General features: G+C 58.8%; 13 protein-coding genes. 4 read left to right on the forward strand and 9 right to left on the reverse strand.

Annotated elements, in window-relative coordinates:
- Positions 1-11: 11 nt before the first annotated feature.
- Both AB4N74_RS13150 and AB4N74_RS13155 read right to left on the reverse strand, forming a co-directional pair.
- Positions 12-1199, reverse strand: a complete 1188-nt coding sequence (locus AB4N74_RS13150; RefSeq protein ID WP_460100647.1) for an efflux RND transporter periplasmic adaptor subunit — start codon at positions 1197-1199, stop codon at positions 12-14.
- A gap of 49 nt (positions 1200-1248) precedes the next feature.
- Positions 1249-2496, reverse strand: coding sequence for a TolC family protein (locus tag AB4N74_RS13155; protein ID WP_460100650.1), 1248 nt, complete (start codon positions 2494-2496; stop codon positions 1249-1251).
- A 535-nt stretch (positions 2497-3031) separates the two neighbouring features.
- Between AB4N74_RS13155 and AB4N74_RS13160 the strand changes: the two genes are divergently transcribed.
- From AB4N74_RS13160 to AB4N74_RS13170, 3 genes are all read left to right on the forward strand, one after another.
- Positions 3032-3706: a heavy metal response regulator transcription factor gene (locus tag AB4N74_RS13160; protein ID WP_095048087.1), complete on the forward strand. Its 675-nt coding sequence runs from the start codon at positions 3032-3034 to the stop codon at positions 3704-3706.
- On the forward strand, positions 3703-5136 hold the full coding sequence (locus AB4N74_RS13165; protein ID WP_460100653.1) for a heavy metal sensor histidine kinase: 1434 nt from the start codon (positions 3703-3705) through the stop codon (positions 5134-5136). The genes AB4N74_RS13160 and AB4N74_RS13165 overlap by 4 nt, the downstream gene beginning before the upstream one ends.
- A gap of 394 nt (positions 5137-5530) precedes the next feature.
- Positions 5531-5734, forward strand: a complete 204-nt coding sequence (locus AB4N74_RS13170) for a hypothetical protein (protein WP_256573906.1) — start codon at positions 5531-5533, stop codon at positions 5732-5734.
- Positions 5735-6036: 302 nt separating this feature from the next.
- Here the strand turns inward: AB4N74_RS13170 and AB4N74_RS13175 are convergent, their stop codons facing one another.
- The 6 genes from AB4N74_RS13175 to AB4N74_RS13200 are packed head-to-tail and all read right to left on the reverse strand — an operon-like array spanning position 6037 to position 11986.
- Positions 6037-7779 carry an ABC transporter substrate-binding protein gene (locus AB4N74_RS13175; protein WP_460100657.1) on the reverse strand — a complete coding sequence of 581 codons (1743 nt, stop codon included), beginning with the start codon at positions 7777-7779 and terminating at the stop codon, positions 6037-6039.
- Between the two features lie 47 nt (positions 7780-7826).
- Complete coding sequence (locus AB4N74_RS13180; protein ID WP_007912485.1) at positions 7827-8099, reverse strand: DUF2160 domain-containing protein; 273 nt, start codon at positions 8097-8099, stop codon at positions 7827-7829.
- Positions 8100-8109: 10 nt separating this feature from the next.
- Positions 8110-8910, reverse strand: coding sequence for a carbohydrate ABC transporter permease (locus AB4N74_RS13185; RefSeq protein WP_093434233.1), 801 nt, complete (start codon positions 8908-8910; stop codon positions 8110-8112).
- Positions 8911-8919: 9 nt separating this feature from the next.
- Complete coding sequence (locus tag AB4N74_RS13190; protein WP_007912484.1) at positions 8920-9786, reverse strand: carbohydrate ABC transporter permease; 867 nt, start codon at positions 9784-9786, stop codon at positions 8920-8922.
- Positions 9783-10892, reverse strand: a complete 1110-nt coding sequence (locus AB4N74_RS13195; protein ID WP_108225644.1) for an ABC transporter ATP-binding protein — start codon at positions 10890-10892, stop codon at positions 9783-9785. The genes AB4N74_RS13190 and AB4N74_RS13195 overlap by 4 nt, the downstream gene beginning before the upstream one ends.
- Positions 10892-11986 (reverse strand): ABC transporter ATP-binding protein, encoded by a 1095-nt coding sequence (locus AB4N74_RS13200; RefSeq protein ID WP_095048092.1) that lies wholly within the window; start codon positions 11984-11986, stop codon positions 10892-10894. The genes AB4N74_RS13195 and AB4N74_RS13200 overlap by 1 nt, the downstream gene beginning before the upstream one ends.
- Positions 11987-12368: 382 nt before the next feature.
- Between AB4N74_RS13200 and AB4N74_RS13205 the strand changes: the two genes are divergently transcribed.
- Positions 12369-14222, forward strand: a complete 1854-nt coding sequence (locus AB4N74_RS13205) for a sigma-54-dependent Fis family transcriptional regulator (protein WP_427120354.1) — start codon at positions 12369-12371, stop codon at positions 14220-14222.
- Between the two features lie 176 nt (positions 14223-14398).
- Here AB4N74_RS13205 and AB4N74_RS13210 read toward each other — a convergent pair whose 3' ends face one another.
- Positions 14399-15616: an MFS transporter gene (locus AB4N74_RS13210; protein WP_460100664.1), complete on the reverse strand. Its 1218-nt coding sequence runs from the start codon at positions 15614-15616 to the stop codon at positions 14399-14401.
- Between the last annotated feature and the right edge of the window lie 356 nt (positions 15617-15972).

Here is a 15972-nt window from a genome sequence, read left to right on the forward strand (position 1 = left end):
ACCTTCCGGGATCAGTGGGAATGCTCGGCCGAGGCTTTGCCCAGTTCCGATTTGAGGACGAAGCTGCCGGCGCTGGCGACTTGCACGCCCGGTTCCAGGCCTTGAGTGATTTCCACATGACCGCCTGCGCGGCTGCCCAGCTCTACTGCGCGCGCTTCAAAGCCGTCGTCGGTACGCACAAACACCGTGGGTTTGTCCTCGACGGTCTGGATCGCGGTTTCCGGCACGGCGACTTTCGCTTCGCGGCTGTCGGTCGCGACCAGCGCAGTGACGAACAGACCGGGGCGCCATGAGCCTTGCGGGTTTTCCAGGGTGACGCGAACGGTCGCAGTGCGGGTTTGTTCGCCGAGCAAACTGCCGACGTAAGCCACGCTGCCAACCACTTCAGCGTTCAGTTCGGGTGCACTGACGGTGACCGTTTTGCCTACTTGGACCTTGTTCAGATCCTTCGGTGAAACGCCGAACGTGACCCACACTCGCGACAAGTCCGAGAGGGTGAACGCCGCTGTGCTTTCATCGACCACCTCGCCCGGCGTCAGGTGTTTTTCTACCACCACGCCATCGAACGGCGCGCGCAGTTCGTAGCGATTGCCGCCAGTGGCGACCACGCTGCCGCTGAGTACGCTGATCTTTTGTTGGGCATTGCTCAGGGCAATTTCAGCTTCTTGCAACGCTTGGCGCGCCTGGAGGAAATCCTGCTCGGCAGAGATCTTGTCCTGCCAGAGTTTTTTCTCCCGCTCATAAGTGGTGCGCGCCAAGGACAGGCGACGTTGCGCGGCCGCCTGTTCGCTGCGTTGATCGGAGATCTGCTGGCTGGCGATCACCGCCAGCAACTGGCCCTTCTTCACCGTTTGCCCGAGGTTGACCGCCACCGCCTCGACCACACCCGGCACACGCGGCACGATGTGGGCGGTGCGGTCTTCGTCAAAGCGCACTTCGCCGGGGAACGGCAGGCCGCGGCTGATGTTTTGCGGTTTTGCCTCGGCCAGTTGAATGCCGGCAGCGCTGATCTGCTCCGCGCTCAATTCGATGTGCCCTTCTTCGGCATGTTCAGCCGCTGCATCTTCTTGCGCATGATCGGCGTGTTCAGCGGCCTCATCGGCATGCGCGTCGATGCTTGCGTTACCTGACCACTGCGAGCCGATACCAATGCCCAGCGCCAACGTCGCCACCGCGACCACCATCAGTTTTTTATCCATGGAAACTCCTCTGCGCCATGCCATCGCGCAGTTGTATGAAAAGTGAAATTCAAGGGCTGACGCTGAGGTCGCCGAAGATCCGTTCGATGCGTACGCGGGCGTCGGTGGCTTCGCTGACGGCCTGGATGTACTGGCTGCGCGCAGCGATCAGCGTGCGTTGCGCGTCGAGCACATCGAGAAAGCCGAACTTGCCCATTTCGAATCCGCGTGTGGCGCTGTCGACCGCACTTTGCGCGGCGGGCAGGATGGTCTGGTTGAACGCGGTGACTTCGCCGTTGGCGGTCTGCCATTGCTCAAGGCTGGTCTGGATTTCCGTGCGCAATCGCAGCTCGGTGGCGTTGCGCAGATCCCGCGCCTGATCGGTTCGGCGCGCGGCCGCGAGCACGTTGCCCTGATTGCGGTTGAACAGCGGAATCGGCATCGACAGGCCGACCACGTTGACCCGCTCGCGCTCGGTTTCGCTGTATTGGCTGCCGATACTGACGGTGAGATCGGGGATGCGCTGGGACTTTTCCAGGCCCAACGACGCTTCGCGCTGGTCGATCTGCAACTTGGCCAGACGCAGTTCGGCGGTCTCGTTCAAGCGCTCGAGCAATCTTGTCGGTGGTGGTACGGCCGGCATGCTTTGCGTGAGCGCCTGCACCTTGGTCGACGTCGGCAATGCCGCGCCCGTGACTTGCGCCAATTGTTGGTACGCGGTGGCCTGATCGCGTTCGGCGCGGCTCAATTCAAGGCGGACTTCCGAGAGTTGCACTTGCGCCCGCGTGCCTTCGACCGGCGAAGATTTACCCGCCTCGATCCGCCCTTGCGCCACGCGTAAACCGTGCTCGGCCAGTTGCAGCGATTGACGCGACAGCTGCAAGCGTTGCTGCGCGGTTTGCGCGCTGTTGAATGCCTGAATCACATCGGCACGCAAGGCATTGCGCCTGCGCTCCAGTTCGATGCTGGCAGCGTCTTGCGCACGGCTGGCGACATCGATGCGTGCACCGCGTTTGCCGCCAAGTTCAATCGGTTGACTGAGCATCACCGTGGTTGTGCGCGAATTGCGCCGAGTGTCTTCGGCTTCCCACGACATTTCGGGGTTGGGGATCAGGCCGGCCTGTTGGCGGTCACCTTCGGCGATACCGATTTCCCATTGCGCGGCGGCTAAATCCGGGTTGCTGGCGAAGGCGCTTTGCAGGGCTTGATCCAGCGTCAGGGTCGCTGCGTTTGCAAGGCTGGTACAGGCCAGCAACAAGATGACGCTGGCGGTTTTTTTCAGGCGTGATTGCGCCGTCAGTTTAATTAAACCGGGCAATGGAAGACTTCCTTTATTCAAGAATCTCGGATGCCGCCACGGTAGGGTTTTGAACTTATCGACAAGGTGACTGGAACATTACAAATCCGTTATCCACGGTTTGGGGAAGTTGTTTTGTTCTAGGATGCGAAGTGCAAATATCGTTATCGAAATACATCGAAACAAAAACACGGTAGTTATCTGCTGAACAGCACTTGCCGTAAGTAAACTCAAGAGAATTTGGTGGTTAGCACTGCGACCTACTGTCGCAGAACACTGATCTAAAGCACTTGGGCGTTGACCCTGTAGCCGCTACAACCTTTATTGTCCGCACTCCCCTCACCCCAGCCCTCTCCCGGGGGGGAGAGGGAGCCGACCGAAGTGTCTGGCGTTTTTTATCGACCTGTTACATCAAGTTGATTATGGATTCAGTAACGTTCTTTCACGTCGGCGTAGTTCTGAAATATCCCACGCTCAGTCCCCTCTCCCTCTGGGAGAGGGTTAGGGTGAGGGGCTTTTAAATTAAATACCCATTAAATAAAAGTGGTGAAAGATCATGCGAATCCTTGTCGTCGAGGACGAGCTTAAAGCTGCCGAATACTTGCATCAGGGTTTGACCGAAAGTGGTTATGTCGTTGACCACGCCGCCACCGGTGCCGATGGCCTGCATCTGGCGCAACAACAGGCCTATGACCTGATTATTCTCGACGTGAACCTGCCGGAACTCGACGGTTGGGGCGTGCTGGAACAACTGCGTCGCACCCATTCGACGCGGGTGATGATGCTGACGGCGCGCGGGCGTCTGGCCGACAAGATTCGCGGCCTCGATCTGGGTGCCGACGATTATCTGGTCAAGCCGTTCGAGTTTCCCGAACTGCTGGCGCGGGTGCGCACCTTGATGCGTCGTAGCGAAAATATCCCGGTGCCGCAGGTGCTGAAAGTCGCTGATCTGGAGCTCGATCCGGGCCGCCATCGCGCGTTTCGCGGGCAACAGCGTATTGACCTGACCACCAAGGAATTCGCCCTGCTGCATTTGCTGATGCGCCAGTCCGGCGAAGTGCTGACGCGCACACAAATCATCTCGTTGGTGTGGGACATGAATTTCGACTGCGACACCAATGTGGTCGAAGTGTCGATCCGCCGCTTGCGGGCGAAAATCGACGACCCGTTCGACAGCAAGTTGATCCACACCCTGCGCGGTGTCGGCTATGTGCTGGAGGCGCGGGAATGAAACCCTCCAGCCTGTCGATGCGCCTCGGTTTGACGGTGAGTATTCTCGGTGCGCTGCTGGTGGTGTTTCTGGCGATCCTCGCCTATTTCGCGTTGACCCATGAGCTGAATTCGCTTGCCAGAGACAGCCTGGAAAAGAAGATGGCGCAGGTCGAACACAGCTTGTCGTTGTACGTCGATGCCAATGAAATCACCGGCAAGCCGCATATTCTGCTCGATCAGGTGATGGGGCATGACAACCTCACGCTGACCATTTATGACCGCCTCAATCGGCGCTCGCCGCTGCTCAAATCCGGCTCGGGATTGAGCGATCCGCGCGTCGAATTGAAAGCGGTGCGCGCCACCACCGATCAACTGACTTACAGCGACAGCACCGACGCGCAAGGCAAGAAATTCCTCACCGCCTCGAAACTGATTCGCCTCAAGGACAGCAGCAGCGTGCCGGTGCTGCTGTCAGTGGATAACGCCCACGATGAGGCGCTGCTCAGCGCCTATCTGCGCTCGACGCTGATTGCCTTGCCGTTGTTGCTGGTGTTTATCGGCCTGACCGCGTGGGGCGCGGTGCAACGCGGGTTGGCGCCGCTGCGCGAGTTTCGCAAAGTCGCAGCGATGGTCTCGACCCAGGATCTGGAACACCGGCTGTCCGTGGTGAACATGCCGCAGGAGCTGAGTGAACTGGCACAAGGCATCAATTTCATGCTGCATCGGCTCGATGCCGGGGTGCAGCAGTTGTCGCAATTCTCCGATGATCTGGCGCATGAGCTGCGTACGCCAATCAATAACCTGATGGGCAAGGCGCAGGTGACCTTGTCCCGCGAGCGCACGACCGAGGAATACAAGGACGTGCTGGTGTCGTGCACCGAAGAACTGGAGCGCGTGGCGCGGATTGTTTCGGACATGTTGTTTCTGGCGCAGGTCAGTCATCCGTCCGCGCTGGCGCCGTTTGAAGCGGTGGCGCTGGAGGTTGAGGCGGCGAAGGTCGCGGAGATGTTTTCGTTGTCGGCGCAGGATAAGAACATTCATTTGAATGTCGTTGGCATTGCGACGGTGATGGGCGATCGGCTGATGATTCAGCGGGCGATTTCCAATCTGCTGTCCAACGCGCTGCGTCATTGCCCGAACGGGAAAACCGTGACGCTGCTGATTGAACAGAGTGGGACGCAGGCTTCCCTGCTGGTCAGCAACCCCGGCGCCGGGATTGAGGCGCAACACCTGCCACATCTGTTCGACCGCTTCTACCGCGTCGACAGCAGTCGCTCGCGTTCGCAGGGCAGTACCGGGTTGGGGCTCGCAATCGTGCGCTCGATCATGAGCCTGCATCAGGGTGTGGCGGAGGTTAAGAGTTTGCCGGGGGCGATGACCGTGTTCAGGCTTGGGTTTCCGGCGGTGCCGCCAATGGCCCCTTCGCTTGCAGCCAAGCTCCCACAGTGATTTGCGGGGTACTCAGGTTTTGTGGACACCGCTAAAACCTGTAGGCCTTCGCCTGTTCGCGATGGCGGTGGGTCCTTCAACATCTGCATTGCCTGATACTCTGCCTTCGCGAGCAAGCTCGCTCCCACAGAGACAGTAGTCATTCACAAAATAAGTGGACGCCGCCGAAACCTGTGGGAGCGAGCTTGCTCGCGAAAGCGTCGGATCAGGCGATATCCATGTTGAATGTCAGAATGGGAATCGCGAGTTTTGTACGATTTCTTACCGATACGCTCTCGTCTCTGCACAAACTCCGAAAGCTCCCGCCCTAACATCCGCTTCGTCCTACAGCCAGCCTTGAGTGGGTAGTTCTATGGTGAAGGTCTTTGCAGGTAGAAGAACGATGGGGGGCACTATGAGCAGAGACATGTTTTGTGAGTTGGTTGCAGAAATCGAGACTCTGGCAGTCCAAGGTCGGGCGCAGCGCCTTCTCGCTCACACAGGAAAAACCGGCACACCACGAATTGGCGCTATGAAAGGCAAGTTGGTGCTGCCTGATGATTTCGATTCGTCATTGCCTGATGCCATGCTTGATACCTTTGAAGAAACTCAAGCATGAAGCTGGCACTGACCGATGCCCTTTAGTAGATGCTGCAGTGGGCAGGGGTTTTTTGAGTTTTGTGAACACCACTGCATTCTGTAGGAGCTTGCCTGCAAGCGATGGCGGCGGGTCAGTCGATATCTTTGTTATCTGACACACCGCTATCGCGAGCAGGCTCACTCCTACAGGTTTTTGTGTCGTTCACAGATGATGCGTACGCCTCAATCCCCTGTAGGAGTGAGCCTGCTCGCGATTGCGGTAGATCAGGCGCAAAAAAAAACGGCACCTTGCAGTGCCGTTCGCCTTTCACATTTCAGCTGTTACTTCCGCGCATCCGCCCACGATTTCAGCAGTTCGTTGTAGCTCACGGTCTCGCCCTTCGGCTTCTCGTTGGCCAGTTTCGATTTCGGTGCGCCCGGCTGATCAAACCAGTACTGGGCATCGCGTTCCGGGTTCATTTTCGGTGCGCACACCGCTTGGGCCTTGGAGCGTTCCAGACGCGTCATGATCGCGTCCTGATCCTTGGCCAAACCATCCAGTGCCTGTTGCGGGGTCTTCTCGCCGCTGGCCGCTTCGGCGATGTGGCTCCACCACAGTTGCGCCAGACGCGGGTAGTCCGGCACGTTGGTGCCGGTCGGGGTCCATTGCACGCGGGCCGGGCTGCGGTAGAACTCGACCAGGCCACCGAGTTTCGGCGCCAGATCAGTCATCGCTTGCGAGTTGATGTCCGACTCGCGAATCGGCGTCAGGCCAACGATGGTTTTCTTCAGCGACACGGTTTTCGAGGTCACGAACTGCGCATACAGCCACGCCGCGAGCTTCTGTTTCTCAGGTGTGGACTTCATGAACGTCCACGAGCCCACGTCCTGATAACCGAGCTTCATGCCCTCCTCCCAATACGGCCCACGCGGCGATGGCGCCATGCGCCATTTCGGCGTGCCGTCGGCGTTGACCACCGGCAGGCCCGGCTTGGTCATGTCGGCGGTGAACGCGGTGTACCAGAAGATCTGCTGCGCAATGTTGCCCTGCGACGGTACCGGACCGGATTCGGAGAAGGTCATGCCCGCCGCTTCCGGTGGCGCGTACTTCTTCAGCCAGTCGACATACTTGGTGGTGGCGAACACCGCCGCCGGGCCGTTGGTGTCGCCGCCGCGAGTCACGCTGGAGCCGACCGGGTGGCAGTCCTCGACGCGAATCCCCCACTCGTCCACCGGCAAACCGTTGGGCAAACCTTTGTCGCCGCCACCGGCCATGGAGAACCAGGCATCGGTGAAGCGCCAGCCCAGCGACGGGTCTTTCTTGCCGTAGTCCATGTGCCCGTAAACGCGTTTGCCGTCGATTTCCTTGACGTCTTCGCTGAAGAATTTGGCGATGTCTTCATAGGCCGACCAGTTCACCGGCACGCCCAATTCGTAGCCGTACTTTTCCTTGAACTTGGCTTTCAGATCCGCACGTTCAAACCAGTCGGCACGGAACCAGTACAGGTTGGCGAATTGCTGGTCGGGCAGTTGATAGATCTTGCCGTCCGGCGCGGTGGTGAACGAGATGCCGATGAAGTCCTTGATATCGAGGGTCGGCGAGGTGAAGTTCTTGCCTTCGTTGGCCATCAGGTCAGTGATCGATTCGGTCTTGCCGTAGCGAAAGTGCGTACCGATCAGGTCCGAGTCGTTGACCCAGCCGTCATAAATATTCTTGTCCGACTGCATCACCGTCTGCATTTTCTCGACCACATCGCCTTCTTGCAGCAGGTCGTGGGTGAGTTTGATCCCGGTGATTTCACTGAACGCCTTGGCCAGCACTTTCGACTCGTATTCATGGGTGGTCAGGGTCTCGGAAACGACCTTGATGTCCATGCCGCGAAACGGCTCGGCAGCCTTGATGAACCACTTCAGTTCTTCGAGCTGCTGTTCAGCCGTCAGGGTCGACGGTTTGAATTCACTGCCGATCCATTTTTTCGCCGCGTCTTCGTAGGCATCCGCCCACGCGGCGGCGCTCAAACCGCTGAGTGCCAGCATGGCTGCCAATGAAATGCTATGTCGCAGCTTATTGTTTTTGTCGAACATAGAGACCTCCTGTTTAAGTTGTGGAGCCGCGTTGCCGAACGACTCGACTAGCCCCAACGCATCACAGCCAACAGCCACACCAGGGACAACGCGGACGCTACCCAGATGCTCCAGTCGGTGGCGCCGATCACCAGCAAATGCAGGTAGGCGCTGCCGAGAAGACCGATAAACAACCGATCGCCACGGGTGGTGGCAATCGGCAGAAAACCTCGCCGCAAGATGCTCGGCGAACGCAATTCCCAAGTGGTCATGCCGACCAGAATCAGGCCGATGACAATGAAGAATGCTGCGGTAGGCGTGGTCCAACTCATCCATTCCATCATCAGCTCCTCAGACCCGACCGAGGGCAAAGCCCTTGGCCACGTGGTTGCGAACAAACCAGATCACCAGCATGCCCGGCAGAATGGTCAACACCCCCGCCGCTGCCAGCACGCCCCAATCGATACCCGATGCTGAAACCGTACGCGTCATCACCGCCGCAATCGGCTTGGCGTTTACCGAGGTCAACGTGCGCGCGAGCAGCAATTCGACCCAGGAAAACATGAAGCAAAAAAACGCCGTAACGCCGATGCCGGAGCCGATCAGCGGGATGAAAATCTTCACGAAGAACTTGGGGAAACTGTAGCCGTCGATGTAGGCAGTTTCGTCGATTTCCTTGGGCACACCGGACATGAAGCCTTCGAGAATCCACACCGCCAATGGCACGTTAAACAGACAGTGCGCCAAGGCCACGGCGATATGTGTGTCGAACAGACCAATCGACGAATACAGCTGGAAGAACGGCAGCAAAAACACCGCCGGCGGCGCCATGCGGTTGGTCAGCAGCCAGAAGAACAGGTGCTTGTCGCCGAGAAAACGGTAGCGCGAAAACGCATACGCCGCCGGCAACGCCACGCTCAGCGAGATCACCGTGTTCAAACTCACGTAATACAGCGAGTTGAGATAACCGGTGTACCAGCTCGGGTCGGTGAAGATCACCTTGTAGTTCGCCAGCGTAAAGGCCTGTGGGAAAAGCGTCAGGCCGCCGAGGATTTCGGTGTTGCTCTTGAACGACATGTTCAACAGCCAGTAGATCGGCACCAGCAGGAACAGGATGTACACCAGCAACGGAATAATCTTTCTCTTGCTCATGGCCGGGCCTCAGCGGTTGGCGTCGGAGTGCGTCATGGCGGTGTAGAACAGCCAGGACACCAACAGGATGATCAGGAAGTACACCAGCGAAAACGCCGCTGCCGGACCGAGGTCGAATTGCCCTACAGCCATCTGGGTCAGCGTCTGACTCAAGAAAGTCGTGGCGTTGCCCGGCCCGCCGCCGGTGAGCACGAACGGCTCGGTGTAGATCATGAAACTGTCCATGAAGCGCAGCATCACTGCGATCAGCAGCACGCTCTTCAGCTTGGGCAACTGAATATGCCGGAACACCGCCCAGGCCGAGGCACGGTCGATGCGCGCGGCCTGGTAATACACGTCGGGAATCGCGCGCAATCCGGAGAAACACAGCAGCGCCACCAGTGAAGTCCAGTGCCAGACGTCCATCACCAGCACCGTGACCCAAGCGTCCATGGTGTTGGCCGCATAGTTATAGCTGATGCCCATGGCATTGAGGCTCGAACCGAGCAGGCCGATATCCGCGCGGCCAAAGATCTGCCAAATGGTGCCAACCACGTTCCATGGGATCAGCAACGGAATCGCCAGAATGATCAGCACCACCGACGACCAGCGGCCCTTGGTTGGCATCGTCAGCGCAACGGCAATACCCAGCGGAATTTCAATCAGCAACACGCACGCCGAATAGATGAACTGGCGCAGCAATGAGTCGTGCAAACGCGGGTCGAGCAGCACTTGCTTGTACCAGTCGGCGCCGACGAAATAGCGGCTGGACTGGTCGAAGATGTCCTGCACCGAATAGTTGACCACGGTCATCATCGGGATCACCGCACTGAACGCCACCAGCAGGAACACCGGCAATACCAGCCACCAGGCCTTGTTGTTTTGCACCTTGTTCATGGCTGCACCTCATCGTCGGCTTCCAGCAGAAACTCATCGGCATAGACCATCAGCCACTGCGCCGGAAAACTGATGTACGCCGTGCCCTGCGGCACCGGTTTGTCTTCGGCCAGACGCACTTTCAACGGCGCGCCGTCGAGGTCGAGGGTCATGATTTTGTAGGTGCCGAGGTCTTCGACGTGTACGACCCTGGCCTGCATCGCGTCATCAAACGGCTCGTCCCACACGTGAATAAACTCGGGACGGATGCCGACCTTCAGATTTTTCCACTGGCCGTGTTCGATATGTCGCTGCATCGCGTCAGACAGCGGCAGATGCGTCGAGGCGAAACCGACGCCGCCGGGTTGCGGCTGCACGTCGATCAGGTTCATCCCGGGGCTGCCGATGAAATAACCGACAAAAGTATGGCTCGGCCGCTCAAACAGTTCCCGAGGCGTGCCGAACTGGACGATCTGGCCGCCGTACATCACCGCAATCTTATCGGCGAAGGTCGATGCTTCCAGTTGATCGTGGGTGACGTAGACCATGGTGATGTTGAACTGCTCGTGGATCTGCTTGAGCTTGCGCCGCAGTTTCCACTTCAGGTGCGGGTCGATCACCGTCAGCGGTTCGTCGAAGAGGATCGCCGAAACGTCGTCGCGGACCAGACCACGGCCCATCGAGACTTTCTGCTTTTCGTCGGCGGTGAGGTTGCGCGCCTTTTTGCTCAGCAGGTTTTGCAGGTCGAGGACTTCGGCAATTTCCTGCACCTTGCTGTGCACTTTCGCCTCGGCCATGCCCTGATTGCGCAGGGGGAAGGCGAGGTTATCGAACACGGTCATGGTGTCGTAAACCACCGGAAACTGGAAAACCTGAGCGATGTTGCGCTTCTCTGGCGTCAGGTCATTCACCGCTTTGCCATCGAACAACACGTGGCCCTGCGAGGGGCTGAGCAGCCCGGAAATGATGTTGAGCAAGGTGGATTTGCCGCAACCCGACGGCCCGAGCAATGCATAGGCGCCGCCCTGCTCCCAGACGTGATCCATCTCGCGGATTGCATAATCCTCCGCGCCGCTCGGGGTTTTACTGTAGCTGTGGGCGAGGTGTTGCAAACGGATTTCGGCCATCAGGCAACCCTCGCGACACGCCGGCCCGGTGCTTGCACCAGACGGCCCTGCGCATCGAAAACGAACAGTTTATGGGTCGGGATGTAGATGCGGATCGGCGCATCGACGTCGTATTCGTGAACGCCGGGCAGGTGCAGCACCAGCAGGAAATGCTCGTTGCGCACGTGCAGGAAGGTTTCCGAACCGCTGATCTCGGCGACTTCGACGGTGACCGCCAATTCCAGATCGTCATCGTTGCTCGGCACCAGCGAGATGTGGCTGGGGCGCACGCCAAAACGGAACTCGCCCTCGCCCACTGGGCGCAGATCAACGTTCAACGGGAAGTGTACGAAGTTGGCAAAACTCACTTCGTTGCCGGCAATGCGCCCGGGCATCAGGTTGATCGGTGGCTCGGAGAACAACTCGGCGGCGAGCACGCTTTGTGGCTGGTGATACACCGAGGTCGACGGGCCGCTCTGAATCACCCGGCCTTCGTGAAGAATGGTCGTGGTGCCGCCGAGTGCCAGCGCTTCGTTGGGCTCGGTGGTGGCGTAGATCGCGATGGTGTGGCGCGCCTTGAACAGCTCGCGCATTTCCTGGCGCAGCTCTTCGCGCAGTTTGTAGTCGAGGTTGACCAGCGGCTCATCGAAGAGGATCAGCTCGGCGTCCTTGACTAATGCGCGGGCCATGGCGGTGCGTTGTTGTTGGCCGCCAGAGAGTTCCAGCGGGTAGCGCTGCAGAAACTTCTCGATGCGCAGCATCTTCGCGGTTTCCTGCACTTTGCTATGGATGATCTCTTTCGAAACACCGGCCTGACGCAACGGCGAGGCGATGTTTTCGAACACGGTCATGGTCGGGTAGTTGATGAACTGCTGATAGACCATCGACACGTTGCGCAGGCGCACCGGACGTTGGGTGACGTCGACGCCGTTCATCAGGATGCGGCCGCTGTCGGGTTTGTCCAGACCGGCCATTAAACGCATGAGGCTGGTTTTGCCGGACAGCGTGCGGCCGAGCAAAACGTTGAAAGAACCAGGTTCGAATTTCAGGCACGCATCGTCGATCCAGATCTGGCCCTCGACGGTACGGCTGACGTGCTCCAGGGTGAGTGACATGGCTCGGCCTTTTTATTATTGGAGTCAAGCGACCTGTGCACGGGAGCGAGTTTCGTGCCAGAAATGGCAAGTGGTTGATTTGGCGTGAAAATCGTTGAAAGCGCGGGGAATGAGCGTTCATTGCTGAACACATTTGAACAAGTGGGCGATTGACAATGAACAATAGTGAACAACACTCTATAAGCGCTTTTTGCCCGATTCTGTGAACGTCGAAGATCCATTGTAGGAGTGAGCCTGCTCGCGATAGCGGTGTGTCAGTCGATGCAAATATGTCTGCCACACCGCTATCGCGAGCAGGCTCACTCCTACAGGGGATTTGTGTAGGTTTCGAAGATCGGGTTCATAACAACAATAAAAATCGCTGCATCAGAGGCTGACTGCCATGGCCGCACCTGCCCCGCCGCTGTCCCACGACGCGATCGTCCAGACTTCCTGGCAACGTTGCCGCGCGTTCGGTCTCGACCACCAAAGCACGCCGGCCTTCGATCAACTGCCCGCCGCCGGCATCGCGCAGTTGCTCGACAGTCATCATTCGCTGGTGCAGACCACGCACCAGGAAGTCCTGCCCTATTACGAAAACATCCTCAGCAATTCCAACTGCCTGATCATGCTTGCCGACAATCAAGGTCAGGTGCTGACCTCGTGGGGCACGCAACGCTTTATCGAACCGAATCTGGCGCGGGGTTTTCAGGCCGGTGCAAGTTGGGTGGAGCGCACCAGCGGCACCAATGCGATCGGCACGGCGCTGGCGTGTGAGCAGGCCGTGCATATCGAACACGATGAACACTTTCTCAAGGCCAACCGCTTCATGACCGGTTCCGCTGCGCCGATTTTCGACGCCGAGCGCAAGGTCATAGCGGTGCTCGATGTGTCCAGCGACAGCTACCTGCCGCCCTCGCACACTTTGGGTATGGTCAAGATGATGAGCCAGACCGTGGAGAACCGGCTGATCCTCAACCTGTTCCATGGTCAGCATTTTCAACTGACCTTCAACACCGGGTTGAACAACCTCGACAGTCAGTGGGCCGGGTTGTTGATCTTTGATGAGAGCGGTCAAGTGCTGTCGGCCAATCGTCGCGCCGACAATCTGCTCGGTGTGCGCTTGTCGCGGGTGAGCGTTGAAAGTCTGTTCAAGGTGTCACTGCTGGAGTTGATCAATCAGCCCGACGGGTTGCCGTTTGCCTTGCAGACGTCCGGGCGTAACCGTTTTCAATGTTTGTTGAAGCGGCCGAAACAGGCGCCAATTCAGCCTCGGGTGTTTGCCGAACCGAAAAGCGTTGAAGTGCCATTAAAACCACCCGCGGGCGCTATCAGCCTCAGCACCCTGCACTTCGGCGACAGTCGCGTGGAGAAAGCTGTGCGCCAGGCTGAGCGTTTACTGGAGAAAGACATTCCGCTGCTGATCCATGGCGAAACCGGTGTCGGCAAAGAGGTCTTCGTCAAAGCGCTGCATCAGGCCAGCTCGCGCAGCAAGCAGGCGTTTATCGCCGTCAACTGTGCGGCGATCCCCGCCGAACTGGTGGAATCCGAATTATTCGGTTACGAGAAAGGCGCGTTCACTGGCGCCAACCAGAAAGGCAGCATCGGCCTGATTCGCAAGGCGGACAAAGGCACGTTGTTCCTTGATGAGATTGGCGATATGCCGTTGCCGACGCAGGCGCGGTTGTTGCGGGTGCTGCAGGAGCGCTGTGTGCAGCCGGTAGGCAGCAGCGAGCTGTTCCCGGTGGATTTGCGGATTATTTCGGCGACTAACCGCTCTTTGCGTGAACAAGTGCAGTTGGGCCGGTTTCGTGAGGATTTGTATTACCGAATCGGCGGGCTGACGCTGGAGCTGCCGCCATTGCGGGAGCGCAGTGATAAAGAGGCGTTGTTTAAACGGTTGTGGGAGCAGCATCGTGAGCCGACGCAGTGGGCGGGGTTGAGCCAAGAGGTGCTGGAACTGTTCAGCCGTCATCCGTGGCCGGGGAATTTGCGTCAGGTCAGCAGTGTGATGCAGGTGGCGCTGGCGATGGCTGAGGAGCAGCCGGTGAGGCTGGAGCATTTGCCGGATGATTTTTTTGTTGATCTGGAGATGGAGCCGGTGGAGAGCGCGGCGCCGTTGGGGGTTGATCTGAATGATGTAGAGGCGTTGAACCGGGAGTTGAAAGCGGCAGGGGGGAATATTTCGCATTTGGCGCGACGGTTGGGGGTGAGTCGGAATACGCTTTACAAGCGGTTGCGGCAGATTGAAGGTTGAGTGAACCGCCCTTTCCCTCACCCCAGCCCTCTCCCAGAGGAGAGGGAGCTGACCGCGGTGTCTGGCGGGATGCATCGAACTGAAATATCCGGTTGATTATGGATTCGGCACACATCGTTCACGTCGGTGTATCTCGTGAACATCCCCCAATCAGTCCCCTCTCCTGGGGGAGAGGGCTAGGGTGAGGGCGAAAATTCCGGCTCAACATGCGCAACCGAAGCCGCCGCCAATGTGCGCAACCCGACCAACACAACAACCACCATCATGATCCCAGCGCCAATGGCCACGCCAAACCCCGCCCGTGCACCCCAGCCATCAATGACCAGCCCCGCCAGCATGCCGCCCAGCGCGACGCCAATGCTGATACCGGTGGTCATCCACGTCAGCCCCTCAGTAATCCTCGACGGCGGGATGATGATCGTCCCCAGCTTCATGACCACCACCATCGTCGGCGCAAACGAGATGCCGGCAATAAACAGCGTCGCTGACAGGACATAAACGTCCGCTGCAAAAATCGGCAATACGCCAGTGAACGCCGTGACCAATATCCCGATCAGGAACTGTTTTTCGATCGCCAGCGAAACCCTCATCGCACCAAACGTCAGGCCCGCCACCAGTGAGCCGAACGCATAGGCAGCGAGGATGAAGGTCGCGGCCCCCGGCCAGCCTTGCGCATTGGCGAAGGCGACGACGGCAACATCGATTGCTCCACCAATGACCCCCATCGCCAACAGCGCCAGAACAATGGTGCGCACCCCGGGAATCAGCAAGGTTGAGCCGCTATGGCTGGCGTGACCGACGACAACCTTCGGCTCAGTCTGGCGTTGCAGCAGAAACGCCGTGACCCCGACAGCCAACAGCCCGACCGCAACCAGTGGCCCGGCTTCGGCGAAAAAGCTCACACTCAAACCAATCGCCAGTGGCGGGCCGATGATGTAGGCGAGTTCGGTCAGGACCGTGTCCAGCGAGAACGCCGTGTGCAACTGCGGCTTGCCCCGGAACAACTGCGACCATCGCGCGCGGATCATCGATGGCATGCTCGGCATCGTCCCCGCCAAGGCTGCCAGTACAAAGAACACCGCGGCGGGCGCTCTCAGGTGAACGGCGGTGATCAGCGCCAGCAGCATGGCAATGCTGAACGCGGTGACGATGGGCAGTACGCGACTCTGGCCATGTTGATCGACCAGTCTGGAGATGTGCGGGCCGAGCAGTGCATTGGCCAGGGTGAACGTTCCGGCGACGGTGCCGGCCAGCCAGTACACCCCGGTTTGCTGCACCAGCATGGTGATGATGCCGATGCCGATCATTGCCTGCGGCAAGCGTGCGATAGAGCTCGCGAGCACTAGCCCGGTGGCGCCGGGGGTCGTTAGCAGCTCGCGGTAGTGATTGGCCATGGTGTTTCCCTTACATGATCGTCACCGCTCAGCATCCGGCTGAACGCGTTGCCGATATCAAGACCTACGCGAACGTCAAAAGCAACCCTCACCCCAGCCCTCTCCCGGGGGGAGAGGGGGCTGACCGAGGTGTCTCGAGTCATCCATCGACCTGAAAAAAGGAGTCGAATATGGGTTCAGAGCAGGCCGGCCAGGTCCGAGTACATCGACCTGAAAGAACCAGTCGATTATGGATTCGGTGCAGCACGTTCAGGTCGGCGTATTTCTTGAGCATCCCCCATTCGGTCCCCTCTCCCTCTGGGAGAGGGTTAGGGTGAGGGGCTTTCTCGCCGCCAAACAAAAACCCGCACTAGGCG

Source organism: Pseudomonas sp. H3_C08, from assembly GCF_054669455.1.

Coding starts and splice junctions, on each gene's coding strand:
- AB4N74_RS13150 (WP_460100647.1), bottom strand. CDS start 1,199: ATGGATAAAAAACTGATGGTGGTCGCGGTGGCGACGTTGGCGCTGGGC.
- AB4N74_RS13160 (WP_095048087.1), top strand. CDS start 3,032: ATGCGAATCCTTGTCGTCGAGGACGAGCTTAAAGCTGCCGAATACTTG.
- AB4N74_RS13165 (WP_460100653.1), top strand. CDS start 3,703: ATGAAACCCTCCAGCCTGTCGATGCGCCTCGGTTTGACGGTGAGTATT.
- AB4N74_RS13170 (WP_256573906.1), top strand. CDS start 5,531: ATGAGCAGAGACATGTTTTGTGAGTTGGTTGCAGAAATCGAGACTCTG.
- AB4N74_RS13175 (WP_460100657.1), bottom strand. CDS start 7,779: ATGTTCGACAAAAACAATAAGCTGCGACATAGCATTTCATTGGCAGCC.
- AB4N74_RS13180 (WP_007912485.1), bottom strand. CDS start 8,099: ATGGAATGGATGAGTTGGACCACGCCTACCGCAGCATTCTTCATTGTC.
- AB4N74_RS13185 (WP_093434233.1), bottom strand. CDS start 8,910: ATGAGCAAGAGAAAGATTATTCCGTTGCTGGTGTACATCCTGTTCCTG.
- AB4N74_RS13190 (WP_007912484.1), bottom strand. CDS start 9,786: ATGAACAAGGTGCAAAACAACAAGGCCTGGTGGCTGGTATTGCCGGTG.
- AB4N74_RS13195 (WP_108225644.1), bottom strand. CDS start 10,892: ATGGCCGAAATCCGTTTGCAACACCTCGCCCACAGCTACAGTAAAACC.
- AB4N74_RS13200 (WP_095048092.1), bottom strand. CDS start 11,986: ATGTCACTCACCCTGGAGCACGTCAGCCGTACCGTCGAGGGCCAGATC.
- AB4N74_RS13205 (WP_427120354.1), top strand. CDS start 12,369: ATGGCCGCACCTGCCCCGCCGCTGTCCCACGACGCGATCGTCCAGACT.
- AB4N74_RS13210 (WP_460100664.1), bottom strand. CDS start 15,616: ATGGCCAATCACTACCGCGAGCTGCTAACGACCCCCGGCGCCACCGGG.